21 protein-coding genes and 2 pseudogenes are annotated in these 20,913 nt (G+C 30.7%); 16 read left to right on the top strand and 7 right to left on the bottom strand.

The window, feature by feature from the left end; all coding sequences use genetic code 11:
* Window positions 1-90 precede the first annotated feature (90 nt).
* Together corA and fni are read left to right on the top strand one after the other, a co-directional pair.
* A pseudogene (corA, locus tag BDW25_RS07690) lies at window positions 91-1,028 on the top strand (magnesium/cobalt transporter CorA).
* Window positions 1,029-1,062: 34 nt separating this feature from the next.
* Entirely contained in the window at window positions 1,063-2,112 is a 1,050-nt protein-coding gene (gene fni / locus BDW25_RS07685) for a type 2 isopentenyl-diphosphate Delta-isomerase (RefSeq protein WP_019834785.1), read from the top strand.
* Between the two features lie 61 nt (window positions 2,113-2,173).
* On the opposite strand, the gene BDW25_RS07680 is transcribed toward fni, so the two are convergent.
* On the bottom strand, window positions 2,174-2,782 hold the full coding sequence (locus BDW25_RS07680; RefSeq protein ID WP_019834786.1) for a DNA-3-methyladenine glycosylase: 609 nt from the start codon (window positions 2,780-2,782) through the stop codon (window positions 2,174-2,176).
* Between the two features lie 294 nt (window positions 2,783-3,076).
* On the opposite strand from BDW25_RS07680, the gene BDW25_RS07675 reads away from it, so the two are divergent.
* Complete coding sequence (locus BDW25_RS07675; RefSeq protein ID WP_133945341.1) at window positions 3,077-3,403, top strand: YnfA family protein; 327 nt, start codon at window positions 3,077-3,079, stop codon at window positions 3,401-3,403.
* A gap of 29 nt (window positions 3,404-3,432) precedes the next feature.
* Complete coding sequence (locus BDW25_RS07670; protein WP_133945314.1) at window positions 3,433-4,443, top strand: aldose epimerase family protein; 1,011 nt, start codon at window positions 3,433-3,435, stop codon at window positions 4,441-4,443.
* Window positions 4,444-4,498: 55 nt separating this feature from the next.
* Here the strand turns inward: BDW25_RS07670 and BDW25_RS07665 are convergent, their stop codons facing one another.
* A complete protein-coding gene (locus BDW25_RS07665) occupies window positions 4,499-5,155 on the bottom strand; it encodes an MOSC domain-containing protein (protein WP_133945312.1) in 657 nt (218 codons plus the stop codon).
* 160 nt (window positions 5,156-5,315) lie between these two features.
* Here BDW25_RS07665 and BDW25_RS07660 point away from each other — a divergent pair, with 160 nt between their 5' ends.
* Entirely contained in the window at window positions 5,316-6,005 is a 690-nt protein-coding gene (locus BDW25_RS07660; protein WP_017174909.1) for a ribose 5-phosphate isomerase A, read from the top strand.
* Between the two features lie 260 nt (window positions 6,006-6,265).
* On the opposite strand, the pseudogene sdpC reads toward BDW25_RS07660, so the two are convergent.
* A pseudogene (gene sdpC, locus BDW25_RS07655) lies at window positions 6,266-7,100 on the bottom strand (peptidoglycan release complex CPBP-like subunit SdpC); the annotation flags it as partial.
* A gap of 256 nt (window positions 7,101-7,356) precedes the next feature.
* Between sdpC and hutG the strand changes: the two are divergent.
* From hutG to BDW25_RS07625, 6 genes are all read left to right on the top strand, one after another.
* Window positions 7,357-8,292: a formimidoylglutamase gene (hutG, locus tag BDW25_RS07650; protein WP_133945308.1), complete on the top strand. Its 936-nt coding sequence runs from the start codon at window positions 7,357-7,359 to the stop codon at window positions 8,290-8,292.
* A 156-nt stretch (window positions 8,293-8,448) separates the two neighbouring features.
* A complete protein-coding gene (locus BDW25_RS07645) occupies window positions 8,449-9,567 on the top strand; it encodes an amidohydrolase (RefSeq protein WP_133945306.1) in 1,119 nt (372 codons plus the stop codon).
* Window positions 9,568-9,655: 88 nt separating this feature from the next.
* The gene (locus BDW25_RS07640; protein WP_019835630.1) at window positions 9,656-10,537 is read left to right on the top strand and encodes an SDR family oxidoreductase; all 882 of its coding nucleotides are present in this window, start codon (window positions 9,656-9,658) and stop codon (window positions 10,535-10,537) included.
* Window positions 10,538-10,614: 77 nt separating this feature from the next.
* Window positions 10,615-11,226, top strand: coding sequence for a flavin reductase family protein (locus BDW25_RS07635; protein ID WP_002448464.1), 612 nt, complete (start codon window positions 10,615-10,617; stop codon window positions 11,224-11,226).
* A 96-nt stretch (window positions 11,227-11,322) separates the two neighbouring features.
* Window positions 11,323-12,615: a Na+/H+ antiporter NhaC family protein gene (locus tag BDW25_RS07630; RefSeq protein ID WP_133945304.1), complete on the top strand. Its 1,293-nt coding sequence runs from the start codon at window positions 11,323-11,325 to the stop codon at window positions 12,613-12,615.
* 121 nt (window positions 12,616-12,736) lie between these two features.
* Window positions 12,737-13,255 carry an SRPBCC family protein gene (locus BDW25_RS07625; protein WP_002448616.1) on the top strand — a complete coding sequence of 173 codons (519 nt, stop codon included), beginning with the start codon at window positions 12,737-12,739 and terminating at the stop codon, window positions 13,253-13,255.
* 60 nt (window positions 13,256-13,315) lie between these two features.
* On the opposite strand, the gene BDW25_RS07620 is transcribed toward BDW25_RS07625, so the two are convergent.
* Window positions 13,316-14,074 (bottom strand): MurR/RpiR family transcriptional regulator, encoded by a 759-nt coding sequence (locus BDW25_RS07620; protein WP_087436456.1) that lies wholly within the window; start codon window positions 14,072-14,074, stop codon window positions 13,316-13,318.
* Between the two features lie 200 nt (window positions 14,075-14,274).
* On the opposite strand from BDW25_RS07620, the gene BDW25_RS07615 reads away from it, so the two are divergent.
* Window positions 14,275-15,876 carry an alpha-glucoside-specific PTS transporter subunit IIBC gene (locus tag BDW25_RS07615; RefSeq protein WP_070716171.1) on the top strand — a complete coding sequence of 534 codons (1,602 nt, stop codon included), beginning with the start codon at window positions 14,275-14,277 and terminating at the stop codon, window positions 15,874-15,876.
* Between the two features lie 45 nt (window positions 15,877-15,921).
* On the opposite strand, the gene BDW25_RS07610 is transcribed toward BDW25_RS07615, so the two are convergent.
* A complete protein-coding gene (locus tag BDW25_RS07610; protein WP_002454979.1) occupies window positions 15,922-16,452 on the bottom strand; it encodes a hypothetical protein in 531 nt (176 codons plus the stop codon).
* Between the two features lie 285 nt (window positions 16,453-16,737).
* Here BDW25_RS07610 and BDW25_RS07605 point away from each other — a divergent pair, with 285 nt between their 5' ends.
* The 3 genes from BDW25_RS07605 to BDW25_RS07595 are packed head-to-tail and all read left to right on the top strand — an operon-like array spanning window position 16,738 to window position 18,543.
* On the top strand, window positions 16,738-17,652 hold the full coding sequence (locus tag BDW25_RS07605; RefSeq protein WP_002488728.1) for a bile acid:sodium symporter family protein: 915 nt from the start codon (window positions 16,738-16,740) through the stop codon (window positions 17,650-17,652).
* 49 nt (window positions 17,653-17,701) lie between these two features.
* Window positions 17,702-18,346 (top strand): HAD-IA family hydrolase, encoded by a 645-nt coding sequence (locus tag BDW25_RS07600; RefSeq protein ID WP_002448575.1) that lies wholly within the window; start codon window positions 17,702-17,704, stop codon window positions 18,344-18,346.
* Between the two features lie 5 nt (window positions 18,347-18,351).
* A complete protein-coding gene (locus tag BDW25_RS07595; RefSeq protein WP_002448619.1) occupies window positions 18,352-18,543 on the top strand; it encodes a hypothetical protein in 192 nt (63 codons plus the stop codon).
* A 55-nt stretch (window positions 18,544-18,598) separates the two neighbouring features.
* Here BDW25_RS07595 and BDW25_RS07590 read toward each other — a convergent pair whose 3' ends face one another.
* Both BDW25_RS07590 and BDW25_RS07585 read right to left on the bottom strand, forming a co-directional pair.
* Window positions 18,599-18,787 (bottom strand): hypothetical protein, encoded by a 189-nt coding sequence (locus BDW25_RS07590; protein ID WP_002448560.1) that lies wholly within the window; start codon window positions 18,785-18,787, stop codon window positions 18,599-18,601.
* Between the two features lie 6 nt (window positions 18,788-18,793).
* Window positions 18,794-19,138 (bottom strand): hypothetical protein, encoded by a 345-nt coding sequence (locus tag BDW25_RS07585; protein ID WP_133945302.1) that lies wholly within the window; start codon window positions 19,136-19,138, stop codon window positions 18,794-18,796.
* A 328-nt stretch (window positions 19,139-19,466) separates the two neighbouring features.
* Here BDW25_RS07585 and BDW25_RS07580 point away from each other — a divergent pair, with 328 nt between their 5' ends.
* On the top strand, window positions 19,467-20,855 hold the full coding sequence (locus BDW25_RS07580; protein WP_133945300.1) for an amino acid permease: 1,389 nt from the start codon (window positions 19,467-19,469) through the stop codon (window positions 20,853-20,855).
* The last annotated feature ends 58 nt before the right edge of the window (window positions 20,856-20,913 follow it).

Here is a 20,913-nt window from a genome sequence, read left to right as displayed (position 1 = left end):
AAATACTTTACTAACACAAAATAACACATACACAATATTTAATTCATGGTAGAATGATAACCGTATGGTTAAATAGGAGGAAACAGAAAGATGACCATGACAATTCGATATCAAACTAAGAACGAACCACTAACTCAAGTTGAACAGATCAGTGATGTGCCTAATGATGCTACTATTGTGTGGTTGGATTTTGAAGAGGCAACATCCGAAGAAAATGATTTTTTGATTGAAAACTATAATTTTAACTATTTAGAATTGGAAGATGCTATTAAAGGGGTACCACGAGTTAAATATAAATCTTATGATGATTACCAATACATAGTATGCATAAAGATAATTTTACTCCTATAGCATTGAACGTATTTCTAGACGGAAAAACATTAATTACTTATCATCAACATCATTTTGAATCATTAATGGAAGTTGTCAAGATGAATGCGCGTAAACATGATCCAGATTTAGATTGTGCTGATATCGTTATACATATCCTTGATATGATGGTAGATAAATATTTTGATTTTGTTTATACCATTGAAGATGAGGTATACAACTTTGAAGATGCACATGTAGATGATACACATAGTAAAAAAGTAATGGATAATGTCTTTCAATTACGTTCTAATCTTATAAAAATAAAACGTGTATTATTCCCAATGCAAGAACTTGTGAATACAATTAAGACTGAAGGTAACTTAATTGTAGATTATAAACATTCAATGTATATTCAACATATTGATGATCATATTATTAAACAAAATAATATTATTAGAACCTCTCAAGAAATGACAAATGAAATTCGAGAAAATTTTGAATCTTATTCTTCTTTTAGAATGAATAGTATTATGCAAGTATTGACACTCGTGTCAGTTATATTTTCTCCTTTAACATTTATAGTAGGCGTATATGGAATGAACTTTGAATATATGCCAGAGTTAAAATGGCATTATGGTTATTTTATTTGTTTAACTATAATGTTACTCATTTCAATTGCATTAATTCTCTTCTTTAAAAAGAAAAAGTGGTTTTAATATAGAACATAGTTTAAGGAAAGTAGGTTGTTACATGAGTGATATCCAAAGAGAGCAAAGAAAAAATGAACATGTAGAAATTGCAATGGCACAACAAGATGTCCCTCAATCAGATTTTGACCGTATGAGGTTTGTACATCATTCAATTCCAAATATCAATGTGAATCAAGTGGATTTAACGAGTCATACTTCAAATTTTGATATGACATTTCCCTTGTACATTAATGCAATGACAGGTGGAAGTGATTGGACTAAGACAATTAATGAAAAGTTAGCAGTCGTTGCTAGAGAAACAGGCTTAGCTATGGCTGTAGGATCTACACATGCAGCTTTAAGAAATCCTAAGATGGCTGAATCATTTAGTATTGTACGTAAAACAAACCCTGAGGGCATTATATTTAGTAATGTAGGCGCAGATGTACCAGTAGATAAAGCTGTTAAAGCAGTTGAATTATTAGACGCACAAGCTTTACAAGTACATGTGAACGCACCACAAGAATTAGTGATGCCAGAAGGGAATAGAGAGTTTTCGACATGGTTAGAAAATGTGGAAGCAATTGTTCAACGCGTGAGTGTACCTGTTATCATTAAAGAAGTAGGATTTGGCATGAGTAAAGAATTACTACAATCTTTAGTAAATATAGGCGTGACGTATGTAGATGTGAGTGGAAAGGGTGGCACTAATTTTGTCACGATAGAAAATGAGCGTCGTTCAAATAAAGACATGGATTACCTTTCAAATTGGGGCCAATCGACTGTAGAATCACTACTTGAAAGTATAAGTTATCAAGATAAACTAAATGTATTTGCAAGTGGTGGATTACGCACACCTTTAGATGCAATTAAAAGTTTAGCTTTAGGTGCAAAAGCTGTTGGCATGTCACGTCCATTTTTAAATCAAGTTGAACATGCTGGTATCACTAGTACCATTGAATATGTAGAATCATTTATAGACCATATGAAATCTATTATGACAATGTTAGATGCTAAAGATATTAATGATTTAAAACAAAGTAAAATTGTTTTTGATAGTAAGTTAATGTCTTGGATAGAACAAAGACATTTAAAAGTTGAACGTGGATAATATTAATCGCTTTTGAAGAAGGATGACCTTTTCAAAAGCGATTTTTTTATTGAATGAGGTGTTACTTCCATGTTTCTTCTGGTAATAGACAATCAGATTTTCTCATTCTAGAGACATATGGATTTCCTTTAACAGTATATCTTAAGTGTTTTTCTGTCCATTCACCTTTATTTGGGATACCTATACGTGCACTTTCTTCAATCTCTCTAGGAAATTTTCTATTCCTTACATCAATAGATAAACGACATTGATTAATTGTTGAACCATCTATTGCTCTAGGAATATTAAATGCTTTAGTCCACTTTCCTGGCCCATTTGTAAGTTCGAAACCAGATTTATTTCGGTTGATTTTCATAGTTTCGATACCATCTTCAGGTTCAACTGCACGTATTAAGACACCTTCTGGGATACCTTCTTCACGTGTTACTAAATTAATAAGTAAATGCGTATGCATAACATGGCCATATATGGTTCCACCACGTTGATATAAAGAAGTGACTTTAGGCGTTTGTTTCCCACCAAATCCATGTGCTGCTTTATCTTTAAAACCTAAATAAGCTTCTGTTTCGACAATATAGCCACTATAAGTTTGTGTTTGATCTTGATAACTAATTTTAACGCCTAATAAAGATTTAGCCGTTTCAATTGTTGGTTTATTTACAAAGTCCAATATAAATACCTCTTTCTTTAAATGAATCATTTGGATGCTTGTCTAAATTTTTTAATAATTTTATTATAGTGGAAAATGTTAGAGTTAGAAAATATTAAATGCATTGATAGAGAATGAAAAAACATTTAATAGATAGCGTTTACATTTTTAAATTTATATAAAACCTATGGAATATTAATTAAAAAAGTGTAACAATATGTATTGATGATAAAGTCAAAGTTTAAAAGTAATAGATGAAATTTAAAGCAGTTTGCTACAATGAAACTAACTTTTCAAAAGTTGGTGAATAAAGAAATGATATATTCAATATTTATTTTTGTATTATCAGGTCTCTGTGAAATTGGTGGGGACTATCTAATTTGGTTGTGGTTAAGGGAAGGACAATCAAGTTGGTTAGGGTGGATTGGTGGACTAGTGCTTGTCTTATATGGTGTGATTGCTACATTTCAAGTGTTTCCAACCTTTGGACGTGTCTATGCGGCATATGGCGGAGTGTTTATTATAATGAGTATCATATGGTCATTTGTATTTGATAAACAAATTCCAGATAAGTATGATGTCTTAGGTGCTGTTGTATGCATTATTGGCGTATTAATAATGATTTTACCAAATAGAGCCTGATCAAGCGTGTTGAGAGGGAGACGTAAGTAATGATAGTTGAAGTAGAGAAACAAAATCATGGTATAGATTTAATTAAAATAGATAATGACGATACGTATATTGTATTTACAAACTATGGAGCACGAATTGTGTGTTGGAAATATCATGATAATAATATTGTGTTAGGTAATAAAGTAGAAGCGGATGAATTTTACCCTGAAAATCCATATAAATTTGGAGCTACTATTGGACGATATGCAGGACGTATTGAAAATGCTTCTTTTAATTTGAACAATAAATATTATCAATTGGAAGCAAATGAAATGACTAATCAACTTCACGGCGGTAGTAATGGTTTAGACAGACGGTTGTTTGATTATGAAATACAAAATAATATAACAAATATTAAAGTTATATTTAAACTTCAGATACAATCAAAAGAGGATGGTTATCCTGGAGATATGATGATTAAGGTTATACATACATATGATGTTGAACATCGCTGGACGATTGAATATGAAGCAACATCAAATGAAGATACATTATTCAATCCTACAAATCATGTGTACTTTAATCTAAATAGAGATAATAATGTCATTGATAATCACTTTATAATAAGTGAACAATTAAAAATGTATCCTATTGATCAGAACCATCTTATTTCCAGTCAACAGCCTATTGATTTATTAGAACGATTTAATCATCGACCTATTCAATTTCAAGATATTTTTAATTCTGAAGATAAACAAATTAAAGAACAAATATATTTTAATAAAGGTCTCGATCACCCATTTGATATTGGTCATCATCGTCTTATCGTTGAAAATAACGAGTTTGCGTTAGATGTAGAAACAACAATGACTAATATAGTAATTTTTACTTTTAATGATACATCAGAATGGAAGAGTGATTTTAATATTTATAAACCTCATTCAGGTGTAGCGCTAGAAACACAATACTTACCTAATGATATTAATAATGAAGGCAATAAAGCTAAATCAATTCTAAAAGCTAATGTTCCATTTTATGCGAAGACAATATATCATATTTCAGAAAAATAACTTTATTTTTATTCAGAAACAAACCACTATGACATTAAGTGATAGTGGTTTGTTTCTATTTATTCATTGCTTTTTCTTTTAATAATTTCAATTTTTCAATACGTTTAGGAGATAAGTAAGGATTATTAATAGCTTGATTTAAACGGTCTATATTTTCGCGGTCATTATAATAAATATCATTCAAATTTTGAACAGATAAGCGTGTAGGAGATTCGGCAGTTTTAAGGAGTAATAAATGATCTTGTTGCTGCACATAACCTTCTTTTAAAACACGCATATAAAATCCTGTTTTACCGGAGGATGACATCCGCTTAACTAAATGTTTAATACCATACTTTCTTTGAATCTTCCAGCAAGGTTCACGTATTTCAGAAACTTCTACAATTGCCTCTCCTAATTGATATTGATTTCCAAAATACACATCATTTTCATCAAGGTCAACGAGAGTTAAATTTTCACCAAACATTGCATAATCAGGTAGTATATTAATATCATCTTTATACATTGCATAATTTTTCTTACTAAAACAACAAACAGCTTTGTGTGGACCACCATGATCCTTATAAGCTTGTTCATCCTCACTGAACCCTGTATAAGATAACCACATTTTTCCAGAAAACATTGTTTTATTTAAAGCAGAATGCATTGGACGTTTTTGATTATAGTTTAAAGTTTCAATTTTACCAGTTGAAATAGCATATACGGGAATCATGTTATGGTCTCCTTTTTTATCATATCTGTTATTTTACTATATTTTTAAAAAGTATAAAAATATCTTTTGATAAATTAAATGAATGTAAAATAGACCTAGGTATTTTAAAAAGGCTAGTGTAAAATAATAAATGAGTATATGAAAAGGAGTTATAGTACCGATGAAGGATGCGAAAGAACTCAAATTAATGACGACAGATGATGCAGTAGCTCAAATCCAAGATAATATGATTCTTGGAATTGGAACAGGAAGTACAATTGAACTATTGATTCCTAAGATTGCAGAGCGTATTCAACAAGATAATTTAAATGTTACAGGTGTATGTACATCTAATAAAAGTGAATTTCTTGCTAAACAATATAATATTAATGTGGTTGATATTAATGATATTACTTATATAGATTTAGCTATTGATGGTGCAGATGAAATTGATTCAGATTTAAACCTTATTAAGGGAGGCGGTGGTGCCTTATTCAGAGAGAAAGTCATTGATGAAATGGCAAGAAAATTTATCGTTTTAGCAGACGAAAGTAAAATGGTAAATTACTTAGGTGAAACCTTCAAATTACCTATTGAAGTTGATAAATTTAACTGGTTACTTGTATCTAAAAAAATTGAAGCATATCATGATATCTCAGTCGAACGAAGAATGAATGAGGATATACCATTTATTACAGATAATGGAAATTATATTTTAGACTGTGAATTAAAAAGTAAGATAGATCCTTATCAATTACATGAATTTTTAATTCATCTCACAGGTGTGCTAGAAACAGGTTATTTTTTAGATATGACAACACAAGCGATTATTGGCACTCAAGAAGGAATTAAAGTAATTAATAAGAAGTAAAAAAGAGAGGAACATGTTTAAGTTCCTCTCCTTTTATTTATTAGATTTATGGATGTCATTGATTTCTTCTTTTACATTATCCACTACAGATGAGCGTCTATCTTCTGTATATTTAGAAGATGATTTTAAATGATGATCACCGTCTTGGACTTCAGATTCATTAGTCTGTGTATGAGTCACATTATTTTCTTGTAACGATTGATGTGACGTTTCTTTTTTATCCAATTCACTATTAGATGTCTTATTTGAATCATCTGTGTCATCATTTATATGGTCTAAATAATTATTAGGTTCTACTTCATCTAATGATTGGTTTGTTGTTTTATATAAGATAAAGCGAATGACTAAACTTAAAAGAATGAAAATAATACCAACAATTGTAGTACTTAAAGCAATGACTTTCATAGAGAATAAGTCGCCAGTTTCTTCGCTAAATAAGAATACTTGAGCAAATGTCATTGCAGCATGGAATAGCATTGCAATATAAATCGTACGACCTTTAGTTGCTCTAATTAATTCACCGACAATCATTGAAAACATAAATGTATATAAGAAGTGATAACCTGCATATTGCATTCCATATGTTGTGTTAATAGTCCAAATAGAATACATTAAACCTACAATGATTGAAGCAAAAAATGTATTGACTTTACTTTCAACAATATTTTGTAAATATGAACGGAATCCAAATTCAGCAAAGAAAGCCATGAAAATATGACCAACAATAATTGTAAATACAGATACTGATAAATCATTGGCTTGTAATAAAATAAAACTATCAGCAAATCTATTGAAACTCATCATTCCAATAATAAAAATAATGAGTGGCAAAATTAACGCAAGTATTATACGTTCAATAACTCTAATATCAATAGAGAAATTCAAACCAGCTAGTTGAGTACGTTTATTTTTAAATGCAATAATACAAATTATTGCAGCAATAAAAGGCGCTAAATTATTAATACTAAACACAAAACGTTTAATACCAATAGATGCTTGAAAGTCTCGCAGGATTAAAGACAATGCCATTGTAACAACAAAAAATACAAAAATTGTTAAAGCCCATTGAAATCCTGAAATACGTTTCGTCTTCATGTATGTAACCTCCATTAGGGTAACCATATATATTCTTTCCTTAATATTATACATATTACAAGGGGATAAATAAATTGTCCATTTTAAATATCATTAAAATGTAATAGTATTGAATTATTTTTAAATTTTTGAAACTAATATTTAATGTCTGAATCATAAATTAAAGAGTGAATAATTTAATAAAAATGGGTATTGATTGTATAAAATATGTTATATGATTAAGGTAACCTTAAATAATTAGGAGGCATCTAATATTATGTACAGTAAAAGCAATCCAAAATTATGGAAAGGAAGAGTAGATAGTCAAAATGATGCTAAGCAGTTTAAGCATTTTCAGACCGTCACATTTGCTAATTTAGAAAATATAGAAAATCAATTTGATAAAGTTGGTGTAGGTTTGTTAGGCTATGCCGTTGATAAAGGGATAGAACTGAATGAAGGAAGAATTGGTGCTAAAAAAGGACCAGACGAAATAAAAAAAGCGTTTGCCCAATTACCTGATTTAAGTGAATGTGAATCTCTTGTTGATTATGGAAATGTAGAATATACAAAAGGTTCTCTAAGTGAAGTACAAGAAGAAATGGGACATTTGGCTGCTCGAGTTATTCAACAGCATCACCAATCTTTTTTTATTGGTGGAGGACATGATATCGCATACGCACAATATCTAGCAACGAGACACATTTATCCTGATGCTTCTATTGGCATTATTAATATCGATTCACATTTCGAGACGCGTGCTGATGTACAATCTAATTCTGGTACAATGTTCAGACAAATTTTAGAAAAAGATGATAATATTGATTACTTAGTTTTAGGTTTATCTCAAGGTAGAAATACACGTTCTTTATATGAATATGCTGAAGAAAAAGGAATTATCTATGTATATGCAGATGAAATTTTAAATGGTTTGTCTCCAACCATTAAAGATAAAATTGAATGTTTTATTCATCAGCATGAAACGATTATGTTTACAATTAGTATGGACGCCATCGATAGTGCATTTGCGCCTGGAGTAAGTGAACCTACTGTACTCGGATTGAATCCTCATTCTGTATTTGATATAGGTAAACGCGTCATATTAAGTGGAAAGACGTCTTCTATTAGTATTGCTGAAGTTAATCCAAATTATGATATTGATCATCGTACTGCTCAACTTGCAGCGAATTTTATTCACCATTTTATAGAGTAGTTATTTTAAAAATCGAAGTGAACTTTTAGATAAGAGTAGTCCACCATTCTAAGTAATGGGTATCTACTCTTATTTAGTTATAAGAAAAGTTTGATAATTATGATACTATAGACTATACAATATTTTATTGGACTTAGAGAAAGGGAAGTGACATTGATGACAAGTTTTAACGACGTTGTAAAATGGAGACGCATGTTTCATCAATATCCTGAGTTATCAAAATACGAATATAAAACGACGCAACGTATAAAAGATATATTAACTTCATACAATATTAAAATGATTGACATTCCAATGGAAACGGGTCTAGTAGCAGAAATAGGACAAGGAGAAAAGTGTATCGCTGTTCGTACTGATATTGATGCGTTACCTATTCAGGAGCAAGTTAGTCAAGACTTTACTTCTACTAATGATGGAGTGATGCATGCTTGTGGACATGATATTCACATGGCTAGTATCTTAGCTATTGCTACCAAGTTAAAAGAAGAAGAAGAACAATTAAATGGAAGAGTAAGGTTTTTATTTCAGCCAGCCGAAGAACTTGGATATGGAGCTAAAGTCATGGCTAAAACCAATGCACTAGATGGTGTACAAGCGATTATTGGATTTCACAATTATCCAACATTAGATATTGGAGAATTTGCCATTAAATCAGGTCCTATTACTTCTGCTGTAGATCGTTTTGAATTTAAAATTCATGGCAAAGGAGCTCATGCTGCCAAGCCAGAGCAAGGCAATGACCCTGTAATGGCGTTAGGGCAATTAATTACAAGTTTGCAAACAATTATTAGTCGTAATTTATCTGCCTTTGATAGTGCTGTCATTACAATAGGAGAAGTGTCTTCAGGTAATACTTGGAATGTTATAGCAGATAATGCTTATGTTCAAGGTACGGTACGTTCATTCAGACCTGACGTACAAGATTATATTGAACAACGTATGCATGACATTGCTAAAGGATTAGAACAATTATTTAATATAGAGATTGAATTAATTTATACACGTTTACCAGGCGCAGTTATTAATGACGTAGCGCTTACAAAACATGCTAAAGAAGCGGCAAAAAAAGTAGGATACACAGTAATTGATTTAGAACATCCGTATACAATTGGAGAAGATTTTTCTGGTTTATTAGAGCATCATCCAGGGGTATTTGCATTTATTGGATCGAATAGCGAATATGATTTACATCATCCAAAATACAATCCAGATGAACGTATTTTAGAAAAAACACCTGATTATTTTATAGAACTGATTTATCAATTATTAGCATAATATTTATTAGAAAATTTTTGGAATTATGATTTAATTACTATTTAATGTGGTAAACCAGTATTGAGTGATTAAATAGGAGATGATTTTAGTGGGTGCACAAGATCCAAGAACTAAATTTAAAGATTCTGATTATAAAAAACAAGAACAAGAAACACCAGGTTATCAATATAAAATGTCACCTAAACCAGATTGTGGTGAAGAATCATATGAAGGTCATGGCCGTTTACAAGATTATAAAATGCTTGTAACTGGTGGCGATTCCGGTATTGGACGTGCAGCAGCAATTGCTTATGCTAAAGAAGGCGCTGATGTAGCTCTTAACTACTTACCAAGTGAAGAACAAGATGCACAAGAAGTTAAAGAAGTCATCGAAAAAGCTGGAAGAAAAGCAGTGCTTATCCCTGGAGATGTGAGAAATGAGCAGTTTAACTATGATTTAGTAAAACAAGCTTATAATGAATTAGGTGGCTTAGACAACATTACTCTTGTTGCAGGTCATCAACAGTATCATGATGATATTCATGGATTTACGACTGAACAATTTGCTGAAACATTTGAAACAAATGTGTATCCAATTTTTTGGACTGCTCAAGCAGCAACTAAATATTTAAAACCAGGTGCTTCAATTACAACGACATCTTCAGTGCAAGGGTATAAACCTGCTGCAATTTTACATGATTATGCCGCTTCTAAAGCAGCAATTATTTCATTAACAAAAAGTCTTTCTGAAGAATTTGGAGATAAAGGTATTAGAGTGAATAGTGTAGCGCCAGGACCATTTTGGTCACCTTTACAAATCAGTGGTGGACAACCTCAATCAGCAATACCAGAATTTGGCCAAGCTACTCCACTAGGTCGTGCAGGTCAACCTGTTGAATGTGTGGGACCATATGTATTATTTGCTTCAGAAGATGGTAGTTATTTAACTGGTCAAGTTCATAGCGTTACTGGTGGTATTCAAATCGACTAATTTAGTAAAATGTTAAGTATACTGGCGAGAGATTTTTAGAAATCTCTCGCTTTTTATGTTATAAAGGAGAATTAAAAATGAAAGAGATTAATCCAAATCAATTATCAGACATTCAAAATTATAAATTATTAAGTGGTTCAGTTATACCTAGACCTATTGCGTTTGTAACATCGGAAGATGAAAAAGGTAATTTAAACGGTGCACCATTTAGCTTTTTCAATGTAGTGAATAATAAGCCACCTATGATAGCAATTGCAGCACAAAGAAGTAATGGTAAGCGTAAAGATACTGCTATAAATATTGAAAAAACAAAAGAATTTGTTGTGCATATTACAGATGAATTCAATATTGAAGATATCAATGAGACGGCTGCACCTTTAAAATACGAAGACAATGAATTAGAACGCACATCATTGACTCTTATCAGTTCATCTATTATACAGACGCCTGCTGTGAAAGAAGCTAATATTCGTTTTGAATGTAAATTAGATCAAATGATTCAATTAGGTACTAAAAATGATGGTGCTGATTTAATTATAGGAGAAGTTGTTATGTATCATATAAATGAAGATGTCTATTTTGAGGATAGTAAAATTGATTTTAATCAGCTTAAACCCGTAGCACGTTTAGCAGGAAATAATTATTCTAAACTCGGAGACACATTTACAATTGAACGTCCAGAATCATAATAATATGAATTTTACATGTAATTGTATTGACGATGATACATGAATCTTGTACCTTTAAATATAAATTCAATTAGTATTAATGAAAGTAGGTTAAATATGGGAGAAGGTAATAAAGGGCATGCATGGGCACTACTACCTCTTGTGCTATTTATTGCATTATTTTTAGGAATAGGAATCGCTACTGGAGATTTTAGTAATATGCCTTTAAATGTTGCGATAACGATTACTGTGATTGTAGCATTAATGATGAATAGAAAAGAAAAATTTTCAAAAAAGATTGAAATATTTACCCAAGGAGCAGGGCATTCAAATATTGTCCTAATGGTTTTCATCTTTATCTTAGCAGGTGCATTTTCAACTACTGCTGAAAAAATGGGTGGTGTTACGTCTACAGTTAATTTAGGACTATCACTCATACCACAAAATTTTATTATTGTAGGATTGTTTATAATTTGTATGTTTGTCTCTATCTCTATGGGAACCTCAGTTGGAACTATCGCAGCACTTGCACCTGTAGGATTTGGATTTTCTCAGGCAACTGATATTTCAGCTATGTTAGCGATGGGAACAGTAGTAGGCGGTGCGATGTTTGGTGATAATTTATCAATGATATCAGATACCACAATAGCAACAGTACGTACTCAAAAAACAAAAATGAGCGATAAGTTTAAAGTTAATTTTTGGATTGTTTTACCAGGTGCAATTCTAACAATTATCATTTTATTTTTCTTAACAAATGGTGTACATGTTGATCATTCTAAGCAATATGATTATAACTTAGTGAAAGTCATTCCTTATATTTTAGTGCTTGTTTTAGCCGTCATTGGTGTGAATGTTATCGTAGTTTTAATTAGTGGTACTATACTTTCTGGAATCATTGGTCTTATTGATGGTTCTTTCAATTGGAAAGGTTTATTAACTGCTATATCAAAAGGAATTATTGGAATGGAAGATATTGCAATTATAGCTTTACTTATTGGTGGGCTTGTTGGTCTTATTCAACATAACGGCGGTGTAGAATGGTTGCTTAATTTTGTGAAATCGAAAGTGAAATCGAAACGTGGTGCTGAATTTGGTATCGCTAGTCTTGTGAGTGTAGCGGATATCGCTACAGCAAATAACACAATTTCAATTATTATGTCAGGACCATTGGCTAAAAATATTGCCGACGAGTATGAAGTAGATCCTCGTAAATCAGCAAGTCTTCTTGATATTTTTGCTGGATGTTTTCAAGGTCTGTTACCCTATAGCCCTCAACTTATTGCAGCAGCGGGTGTCGCTGGAATATCTCCTTTTAGTATGATGCCATATTGTATTTATTCAATTTTATTAGGCATTTGTGGAATTCTAGCAATTGTATTTAGATTTCCACGTCTTAAGACGAAATAAATGATATATAACAAGTTAAAATCATCTAAATTTATATTTTTTTTAATTTCTGATAGTTGAAATTTTGGTAGTATTTATAAATGCGTTAAAATATAACTAAGAGTGAAAGTAGGTGAGATGAGTGGCAAAATATAATGTAGAAAATGAACAAGTTGAGATTCATATTGAGCGTTTATTTAAATATTCTCCAGAATTGGTTTATAGTGCTTGGACAGATATAAACTTATTAAAGCAATGGTTTATGACCTCCCAACGAACAAATAAGTTATTTGATGCAGATATTCATGAAGGTGGACAATATCGTATAGTAGATGCTCGTAATGGTAAACAAAATGTAATTCAAGGTAAATATGAAGAATTAGTATCCGATGAATATATCAAAATGACTATTGGAATGCCAGAATTAAGCGATAGTCAAGATGTTATTGAAGTAGAATTTGAAGAGCGTGAATCAGGCGGTACGCAAATGTTCTTTTACTATCAATCTATAGTAGAAAAAGAACGTCGTTTAACGGCTTTAGAATATAAACATAAAAAGAAAGAATATCATGATTCTACTGCACATGGTTTAGAATTAATGTTTGATCGAATGAATGAAGTTTTAGATCAATATGTAGAGGACAATGATATGTTACTTTAATTAAAATGAAAAGACCTATTGAGTAAGAGTAAGTTATTACTTAATAGGTCTTTTTATTTATTATAATTCACCGTTTTCTTTTCGCTCATTATATTTTCTTAGTAGCGTTTCAAAGAAGATATGATAATTAATAAAGCTAGAATAATCTATATCATTGTATAAATAAAATGTATGACTAGAAACGTAAACATTATAATTTGCCTTTTGTGCTAATGTATTGTCTTTCATGGTTGTAATAGAAATAAAATAACGTTGGCGCAATTGAAGTAAATTAGTAATCTCAGTTAATTGGTGAGTTTCTCCAGATAAAGAAATCACAAAAAATAAGTCATCTTCATTAGAGTAGTTAAGTACCATTTTAATCTCATGTTCATCATGCAATACAATTACATTTTTATGCATAGTTAATAAGATACGTTGTGCCTCTTCAGCTACATTTTTCTGAGCTCGTCCAGTACCATATAAGTATACATTGGTAGCTTTATCAATTTTTTCAGTAATAAGATTGAAATTTACCCTTTCTAGGTAAGTAAATGTTGTTTCAATTTCTTGTTTAAATTGTTTGATTGAATCAGTAGGCACTTCATGTAAAGATTGACTTTCAAATTTTAAATAAGATTTAAAATCACTATAGCCATCAAAGCCTAACTTACGTGTAAAACGGTGAATAGTTGCGTTTGATGCATGTGTATATTGCGATAGTTCTTGTATTTTTAAAGTTTTACATTGTTCTATATGTGTATTTACAAAATGAGCTATATGAAGATCATTGTCATTTAATTTATCAAAGTTAGCATTAACCCTCTCATCTAATAACATATAAACACCTCAAGTTATAGTATTGAAAATTTTTTCATCTATAGAAAATACAAACTGATTATACAAAAATATTTCAAAATGAGTCAATGCCATTGTATATGTGAAAGCGTTTACTATAATAGAATTAAGACATTAAGAAAGCGCTTAAAAAGTGCAATATTATATGAATAACTAAGATATTTAGATTTGGGGGTCAGCATATGAACGCAATAAAACGTTTTGGGAGCGCAATGATAGTTCCAGTATTAATGTTTGCATTCTTCGGAATTGTATTGGGATTTGCAACACTATTTAAAAACCCAACAATAATGGGTGGTTTGGCAGAGAGTCACACATTTTGGTTTAAATTTTGGTCAGTTATTGAATCTGGTGGTTGGGTTATCTTTAATCACATGGAAATTGTATTTGTAGTAGGTTTACCCATTTCACTTGCTAAAAAAGCACCTGGTCACGCAGCATTAGCAGCTTTAATGGGTTACTTAATGTTTAATACATTTATCAATGCTATTTTAACGCAATGGCCACATACGTTTGGTGCAAACTTAGAAAAAGGTGTTGAAAATGTTACAGGTTTAAAAGCAATTGCAGGTATTTCAACATTAGATACTAATATTTTAGGTGGTATCATTATTTCAGCTATTGTAACATGGATACATAATAGATATTACAGTAAGAAATTACCTGAAATGCTTGGTGTTTTCCAAGGTTTAACATTTGTAGTCACTATTTCATTCTTTGTTATGTTACCTGTAGCAGCTATTACATGTGTAGTGTGGCCAACGATTCAAAGCGGAATTGAATCATTACAACATTTCATTATTGCTTCTGGTTATATAGGTGTTTGGCTATACCATTTCTTAGAACGTGTATTAATACCTACTGGACTTCACCATTTTGTTTATGCACCAATTGAAGTAGGTCCAGTTGTGGCAAAAGATGGTTTAAAAGCAGAATGGTTTAGACATTTAAATCAATTTGCCGAAAGTAGCAAACCATTAAAAGATCAATTCCATTATGGTTTCATGCTTCAAGGTAATGGTAAAGTATTTGGTGCAATTGGTATTGCTTTAGCAATGTATTCTACAACACCTAAAGAAAATCGCAAAAAAGTAGCTGCATTATTGATACCTGCTACATTAACTGCTGTTGTAGTTGGTATTACAGAACCATTAGAATTTACATTTTTATTTATTGCACCATTCTTATTTGTTATTCATGCATTATTAGCTGCAACAATGGATACAATCATGTATGGTTTTGGAGTAGTTGGTAATATGGGTGGAGGACTACTTGACTTTATTGCAACAAACTGGATTCCACTTGGACAAAATCACTGGATGACTTATGTAGCTCAAGTTATTATTGGTTTAATTTTCTCAGCAATTTACTTCTTTGTATTTAGATATCTTATTTTAAAATTTGATATTCCATTACCAGGACGTCGTGCTGAAGAAGAAGTGAAACTATTTTCTAAAAAAGATTATAAAGAGAAAAAAGGAGAAGATAGTACAGATACTTCAGGTTTTGAGCCTAGTAATGAATATGAAGAAAAAGCATATTATTATTTAGAAGGTTTAGGTGGAAAAGAAAATATTAAAGATGTGACAAATTGTACAACACGTTTACGCTTAACTGTTAATGACGAATCAAAAGTAGAAGATACTGCATATTTTACACATCAACAAATGTCACATGGACTTGTAAAAAGTGGTAAGAATGTACAAGTAGTTGTAGGGATGACCGTACCACAAGTACGAGAAGCATTTGAACACTTAGTGTTTGATGAAAATGATAAAAAATAAGATACCAAAAGGGTCGAAACATTTTGTTTCGACCCTTTAACTACTCTAAGAAATACGTGCATTATGTAATGCGCGAGTTTTATATGTGGCTGATAAAATATCAATATTTCGACAAGCAATAAACTGAATGAGTTTCGAGAATATTTCTGGTTTACAACATACGCTAGCATAATTATTGTTTAATGTATAAGTTAAATCATATTGATTAGAGAAATATGTCATTATATCAATAACTTTATCTTTAATAAAAGCATCTTGTAATCCATCTATACATAAATTAAAGCGTTTAGAAGAAGAATAATGTTGTCCAGAATCCAATAAGATGTGTGTATTTCTAGAAGAGAGAATTTGGTAAATAGAAATTTGGTAAAAACTTAAAAAACTAATGAAATAGGGTAATTGTTGTTTAGGTAAGCTAATTTCAAGGGCTGGAGTATTGTTATATTTAATAATGTTGTATTGAAATGATTCGCAAAATTGAACATTTCTGCAAATTTTCATTAATTGTCTTTTAGTCGATCTTGATTGCAAACCTACAATGTTTAGAATGTAAGTTTCAAATTTATCTATCCACATGCAAGAACCTCCCAATTCTTAATAATATGTAGTCTTCATGTCATTATCATTCTTAAAATAAAACACGTCGTTCCCATATACAGTCTGATTGTATCACTCTTTATTATGATTATCACTACGACTTTTGAATGAATTTTAATTTAATATTTTTGTAATACATTCGTAACTCTATTTAAAAAAGAAAAAATAAAAATATAAATATTTTTAAATATTCTGAAAATTTATTGTTTTACTTTTTCTCCTGTGATACTCTTATTTCATTATTTAAAATAAGAGGGTGACGTCATGTTAAGTAAAGTAAGTGAATTTGCAACTAAGACATTTTTATTGTGGATGTTTATTGCTGCTATTATAGGTTTTATATTTCCAACTCAACTAGCGACGATTGGTCAATTCGTCCCATGGCTATTAGGAATTGTGATGTTAGGCATGGGAATGACAATTAAACCTAGTGATTTTAAATTGGTTTTTAAAGAGCCGAGGTCTGTTATTATCGGAGTGATCTTACAATTCACTATTATGCCTATCTTGGCCTATACTATTGCAAAAATATTTCATTTACCAGCTGAGTTAGCAATTGGAGTGATTTTAGTTGGATGTTGTCCTGGCGGAACATCAAGTAATGTCATGAGTTATCTAGCTAATGCTAATGTTGCGTTATCTGTAGCGATTACAAGTGTATCTACTTTATTAGCACCATTTGTAACACCTGCTTTAATTTATTTATTTGCTCATGAGTGGTTACATGTATCATTTTTAAGTATGCTATGGTCGGTCATTCAAGTTGTTTTATTACCAATAATCATAGGATTCATTCTACAACTTGCTTCCAAAAAAGTAACTCGAGAAGCTACTAAAATTTTACCAATTATTTCTGTAGTAGCGATTTCATTGATTTTAGCGGCTGTTGTTGGAGGGAGTAAATCACAAATTCTTAAAACTGGATTACTTATTTTTATTGTAGTCATTTTACATAATGCAGTGGGCTATTTATTAGGTTATGTTTTAGCACATGTATTCAAACTTGATAGAAGAGACAAAAAGGCGGTTTCTATTGAAGTTGGAATGCAAAATTCAGGTTTAGCTGTGTCTTTGGCAACTGTACATTTTAATCCACTAGCAGCAGTGCCAGGAGCCGTATTCAGTTTTGTTCATAATATTTCTGGACCTATTCTTGCCAAATATTGGTCTAAACGTTAATGTAATATGTTAAACTTACCTATAATATTAAGTTTAAAGGAGAAATATCATGTATAAAGCAATAGTATTCGATTTTGATGGTACAATTGTCGATACTGAACAACACTTATTTAATATTATTAATAAGCATCTAATTAGTCATAATGCAACACCAATTACACTCGATTTTTACCGTGAAAATATTGGTGGAGAAGCAAAGGATTTACACGAATATTTGGAACAGACGATTGGAAATGATAATAAAGAAACTATTTATAAAGAACATCATCAAACAAGCAATCAATTAGAAATTAATCCTACGATTAAACAATTGATGAAATACTTAAAGCAACGTCATATTCCTATGGCAATTGCGACAAGTAGTTATAAAAAGGATATTTTTCCAGTATTTAAGAGTTTAGGTTTAGATGAATATATAAATATTATTGTTGGGAGAGAAAGTGTAGAATATGTAAAACCAGAGCCAGAACTTTATTTGACTGCGGTTCAGCAGCTTAATTATTCTCCAACGCATTGTTTAGCTATTGAAGACTCTGTAAATGGTGCTACAGCTGCTTTTCGCGCTGGATTAGATGTTATAGTAAATACAAATTATATGACTCAAACACAAGATTTCTCAACTATTCCATATATTGGTAAAGATTTAAATAACGAAGAAATTATAAATCGTTTTTTTGAAAAGGGTCATGTGTGAATGAAATGTCGTGGCAATTAATTATCTTCTTTTTAGCTGGACCCATTATTATTGGAATAGGAAATCTTATTTTAGGTCCAATATTTAATAAACGTATTCCTTTTAGAGTTCGTATACGTTCATTCATGTTAGGATCAATGATATATCTTATACTTGCTTTTATAGCGTATTTCTTTTTGTTACAAGGCAAATTATAAAGTGATCGACCAATATAACAGTAAAAAGGAACCTTTTTCTAAGGTTCCTTTTTTATTAAATAATTATTTTTAGAATAATTGTAAAGACTAATAAAACAATTAAAATCGCATCAATACCTACCATTACGGTAAATCTAGTGCTTTTAGATCCTTGAGATTTAGCTTGTTTCATTGCATTATAATTTGGTATGAGACTTAAAAATAATAAAACAATAATTAATATTATACCGATAGTGACTGACATATATATTTAGTCTCCTTTTCTTTTTTCAATCCATTCCCATATAAATCCTGCAATAATACCTACACAGATTCCTATTAAAACACCGAACTTTGGAGAAGATAATACTATTCCTATAATTAAAAAGATTATAACAGCGATAGATAAAGTAATACTAAATTTTATTTTACGTTGATCAGAATTAAAGATTGAAAATACAATTAAGTATAGTAAGAAAAATGCTAAAGTTGCTAAAAACGTTCGTAGTATAAGCGAACTTACCATGTGCTGTTGTTCACTAAAAAAGTTCAGTAAAAAGAACACAATAGCAAAAATAATAGATATTTTTATATCCTTTTTTAATAAATGCTGCATAAGGTTAAACTCCTTTAAGTCTATATAAGCAGTATAGCATACTGCTAAAGTATCAATTAAATATATTAATTTAGTAATATGATTCTCAACTAAAAATAACTCAATAATACAAATATTAAATTATTCATTTTTGTAAAAAAGTAAAAATATTTTAATTAAATAAATGGGAACGCTTTCAATGTAATTTAAAAAATATATTTTATTTTCTGAAAATTATAGTATAATAACTTCAATAAGGTAAAGGATATGTCGACTAAGAAAACGTAATAAATATTTTCTAAAGTTTAAAAGTATCGCACCTTAGTCCAAATAGAGATGGGGTATTTTTATGGATAATAATGAATTACATAGGGGACTGAGTGCACGTCAAATTAGAATGATTGCGCTTGGTGGGACAATCGGTGTAGGTTTATTTATGGGGGCAACAAGTACAATTAAATGGACTGGACCGTCAGTTATTTTTGCGTATTTAATCGCAGGAATATTCTTATTTTTAATAATGAGAGCAATGGGGGAAATGATTTATTTAAATCCAACAACAGGTTCATTTGCAACATTTGCTAGTGAATACATACATCCAGCTGCTGGCTATATGACAGCGTGGAGTAATATATTCCAATGGATTGTCGTTGGGATGAGTGAAGTCATTGCCGTAGGTGAATATATGAATTATTGGTTCCCTCATTTACCACAATGGATACCAGGCGTGATTGCAGTAGTATTATTATTAATAGCAAACTTAGCTTCAGTTAAGGCGTTTGGAGAATTTGAGTTTTGGTTTGCAATGATAAAAGTGGTAACAATCATATTAATGATTATTGCTGGATTAGGATTGGTTTTTTTTGGAATTGGTAATGGAGGACACCCTCTCGGTATTTCTAACTTATGGAGACATGGTGGATTTATGCCAAATGGATTAGTTGGTTTCTTCTTTGCACTTTCAATCGTTATTGGTTCTTATCAAGGGGTTGAGCTAATTGGTATTACTGCAGGTGAAACAAAGAATCCTCAAGAGAATATTAAAAGTGCTGTAAATGGTGTTATATGGCGTATATTAATTTTTTACATAGGTGCTATTTTTGTTATCGTTTCAATATACCCTTGGAATCAATTAGAAAGTATTGGTAGTCCTTTTGTAGCTACATTCTCTAAAATTGGTATTACATTTGCTGCAGGTTTAATCAATTTTGTTGTATTAACTGCTGCATTATCAGGATGTAACTCTGGTATTTTTAGTGCAAGTCGTATGATATATACACTTGCTCAAAAAGGGCAAATGCCTAAAATCTTTACACATGTAATGAAAAATGGTGTGCCATTTTATCCTGTATTAACTATTGCAATTGGTATTTTAATCGGAGCATTATTAAATGTTATTTTACCTTTGTTTATAAAAGGCGCTGATAGTATTTTCGTGTATGTTTATAGTGCATCTATTTTACCAGGTATGATTCCATGGTTTATGATCTTAATCAGTCATATTCGTTTTAGAAAATTACATCCAGAACAGGTTGAAAATCATCCATTTAAGATGCCAGGAGGCTCAATTTCTAGTATTATGACAATTGTCTTTTTACTCATTGTTTTAATTGGTATGTTATTTAATAAAGACACAGTTATTTCAGTAGTTATAGGTATTATTGTTTTAGCAGGGGTTACAGTTTATTACTTTATTCGCGGTCACCACAAAAATGATGCTATAAAAAGAGTAAAATAACGATAAATATATATATTAAAAAATCTGAGACGTGCATAAACGTCTCAGATTTTTTAAC

Origin of the sequence: Staphylococcus sp. AtDRG32, from assembly GCF_004365845.1 — a bacterium.
Taxonomy (GTDB): Bacteria; Bacillota; Bacilli; order Staphylococcales; family Staphylococcaceae; genus Staphylococcus; species Staphylococcus hominis.
Note: the sequence above shows the minus strand (reverse complement) of the source record. Positions and strands in the feature narration are given on the sequence as shown.

Excerpts from the sequence above, each read along its gene's own strand:
- BDW25_RS07635 (WP_002448464.1), top strand. The coding sequence starts at position 10,615 with ATGAAAGAGATTAATCCAAATCAATTATCAGACATTCAAAATTATAAA.
- BDW25_RS07590 (WP_002448560.1), bottom strand. The coding sequence starts at position 18,787 with ATGTCAGTCACTATCGGTATAATATTAATTATTGTTTTATTATTTTTA.
- BDW25_RS07580 (WP_133945300.1), top strand. The coding sequence starts at position 19,467 with ATGGATAATAATGAATTACATAGGGGACTGAGTGCACGTCAAATTAGA.
- BDW25_RS07630 (WP_133945304.1), top strand. The coding sequence starts at position 11,323 with ATGGGAGAAGGTAATAAAGGGCATGCATGGGCACTACTACCTCTTGTG.
- BDW25_RS07615 (WP_070716171.1), top strand. The coding sequence starts at position 14,275 with ATGAACGCAATAAAACGTTTTGGGAGCGCAATGATAGTTCCAGTATTA.
- BDW25_RS07660 (WP_017174909.1), top strand. The coding sequence starts at position 5,316 with ATGAAGGATGCGAAAGAACTCAAATTAATGACGACAGATGATGCAGTA.
- fni (WP_019834785.1), top strand. The coding sequence starts at position 1,063 with ATGAGTGATATCCAAAGAGAGCAAAGAAAAAATGAACATGTAGAAATT.
- BDW25_RS07600 (WP_002448575.1), top strand. The coding sequence starts at position 17,702 with ATGTATAAAGCAATAGTATTCGATTTTGATGGTACAATTGTCGATACT.
- BDW25_RS07620 (WP_087436456.1), bottom strand. The coding sequence starts at position 14,074 with ATGTTATTAGATGAGAGGGTTAATGCTAACTTTGATAAATTAAATGAC.
- BDW25_RS07675 (WP_133945341.1), top strand. The coding sequence starts at position 3,077 with ATGATATATTCAATATTTATTTTTGTATTATCAGGTCTCTGTGAAATT.
- BDW25_RS07605 (WP_002488728.1), top strand. The coding sequence starts at position 16,738 with ATGTTAAGTAAAGTAAGTGAATTTGCAACTAAGACATTTTTATTGTGG.
- hutG (WP_133945308.1), top strand. The coding sequence starts at position 7,357 with ATGTACAGTAAAAGCAATCCAAAATTATGGAAAGGAAGAGTAGATAGT.
- BDW25_RS07595 (WP_002448619.1), top strand. The coding sequence starts at position 18,352 with ATGTCGTGGCAATTAATTATCTTCTTTTTAGCTGGACCCATTATTATT.
- BDW25_RS07645 (WP_133945306.1), top strand. The coding sequence starts at position 8,449 with ATGACAAGTTTTAACGACGTTGTAAAATGGAGACGCATGTTTCATCAA.
- BDW25_RS07585 (WP_133945302.1), bottom strand. The coding sequence starts at position 19,138 with ATGCAGCATTTATTAAAAAAGGATATAAAAATATCTATTATTTTTGCT.
- BDW25_RS07670 (WP_133945314.1), top strand. The coding sequence starts at position 3,433 with ATGATAGTTGAAGTAGAGAAACAAAATCATGGTATAGATTTAATTAAA.
- BDW25_RS07665 (WP_133945312.1), bottom strand. The coding sequence starts at position 5,155 with ATGATTCCCGTATATGCTATTTCAACTGGTAAAATTGAAACTTTAAAC.
- BDW25_RS07610 (WP_002454979.1), bottom strand. The coding sequence starts at position 16,452 with ATGTGGATAGATAAATTTGAAACTTACATTCTAAACATTGTAGGTTTG.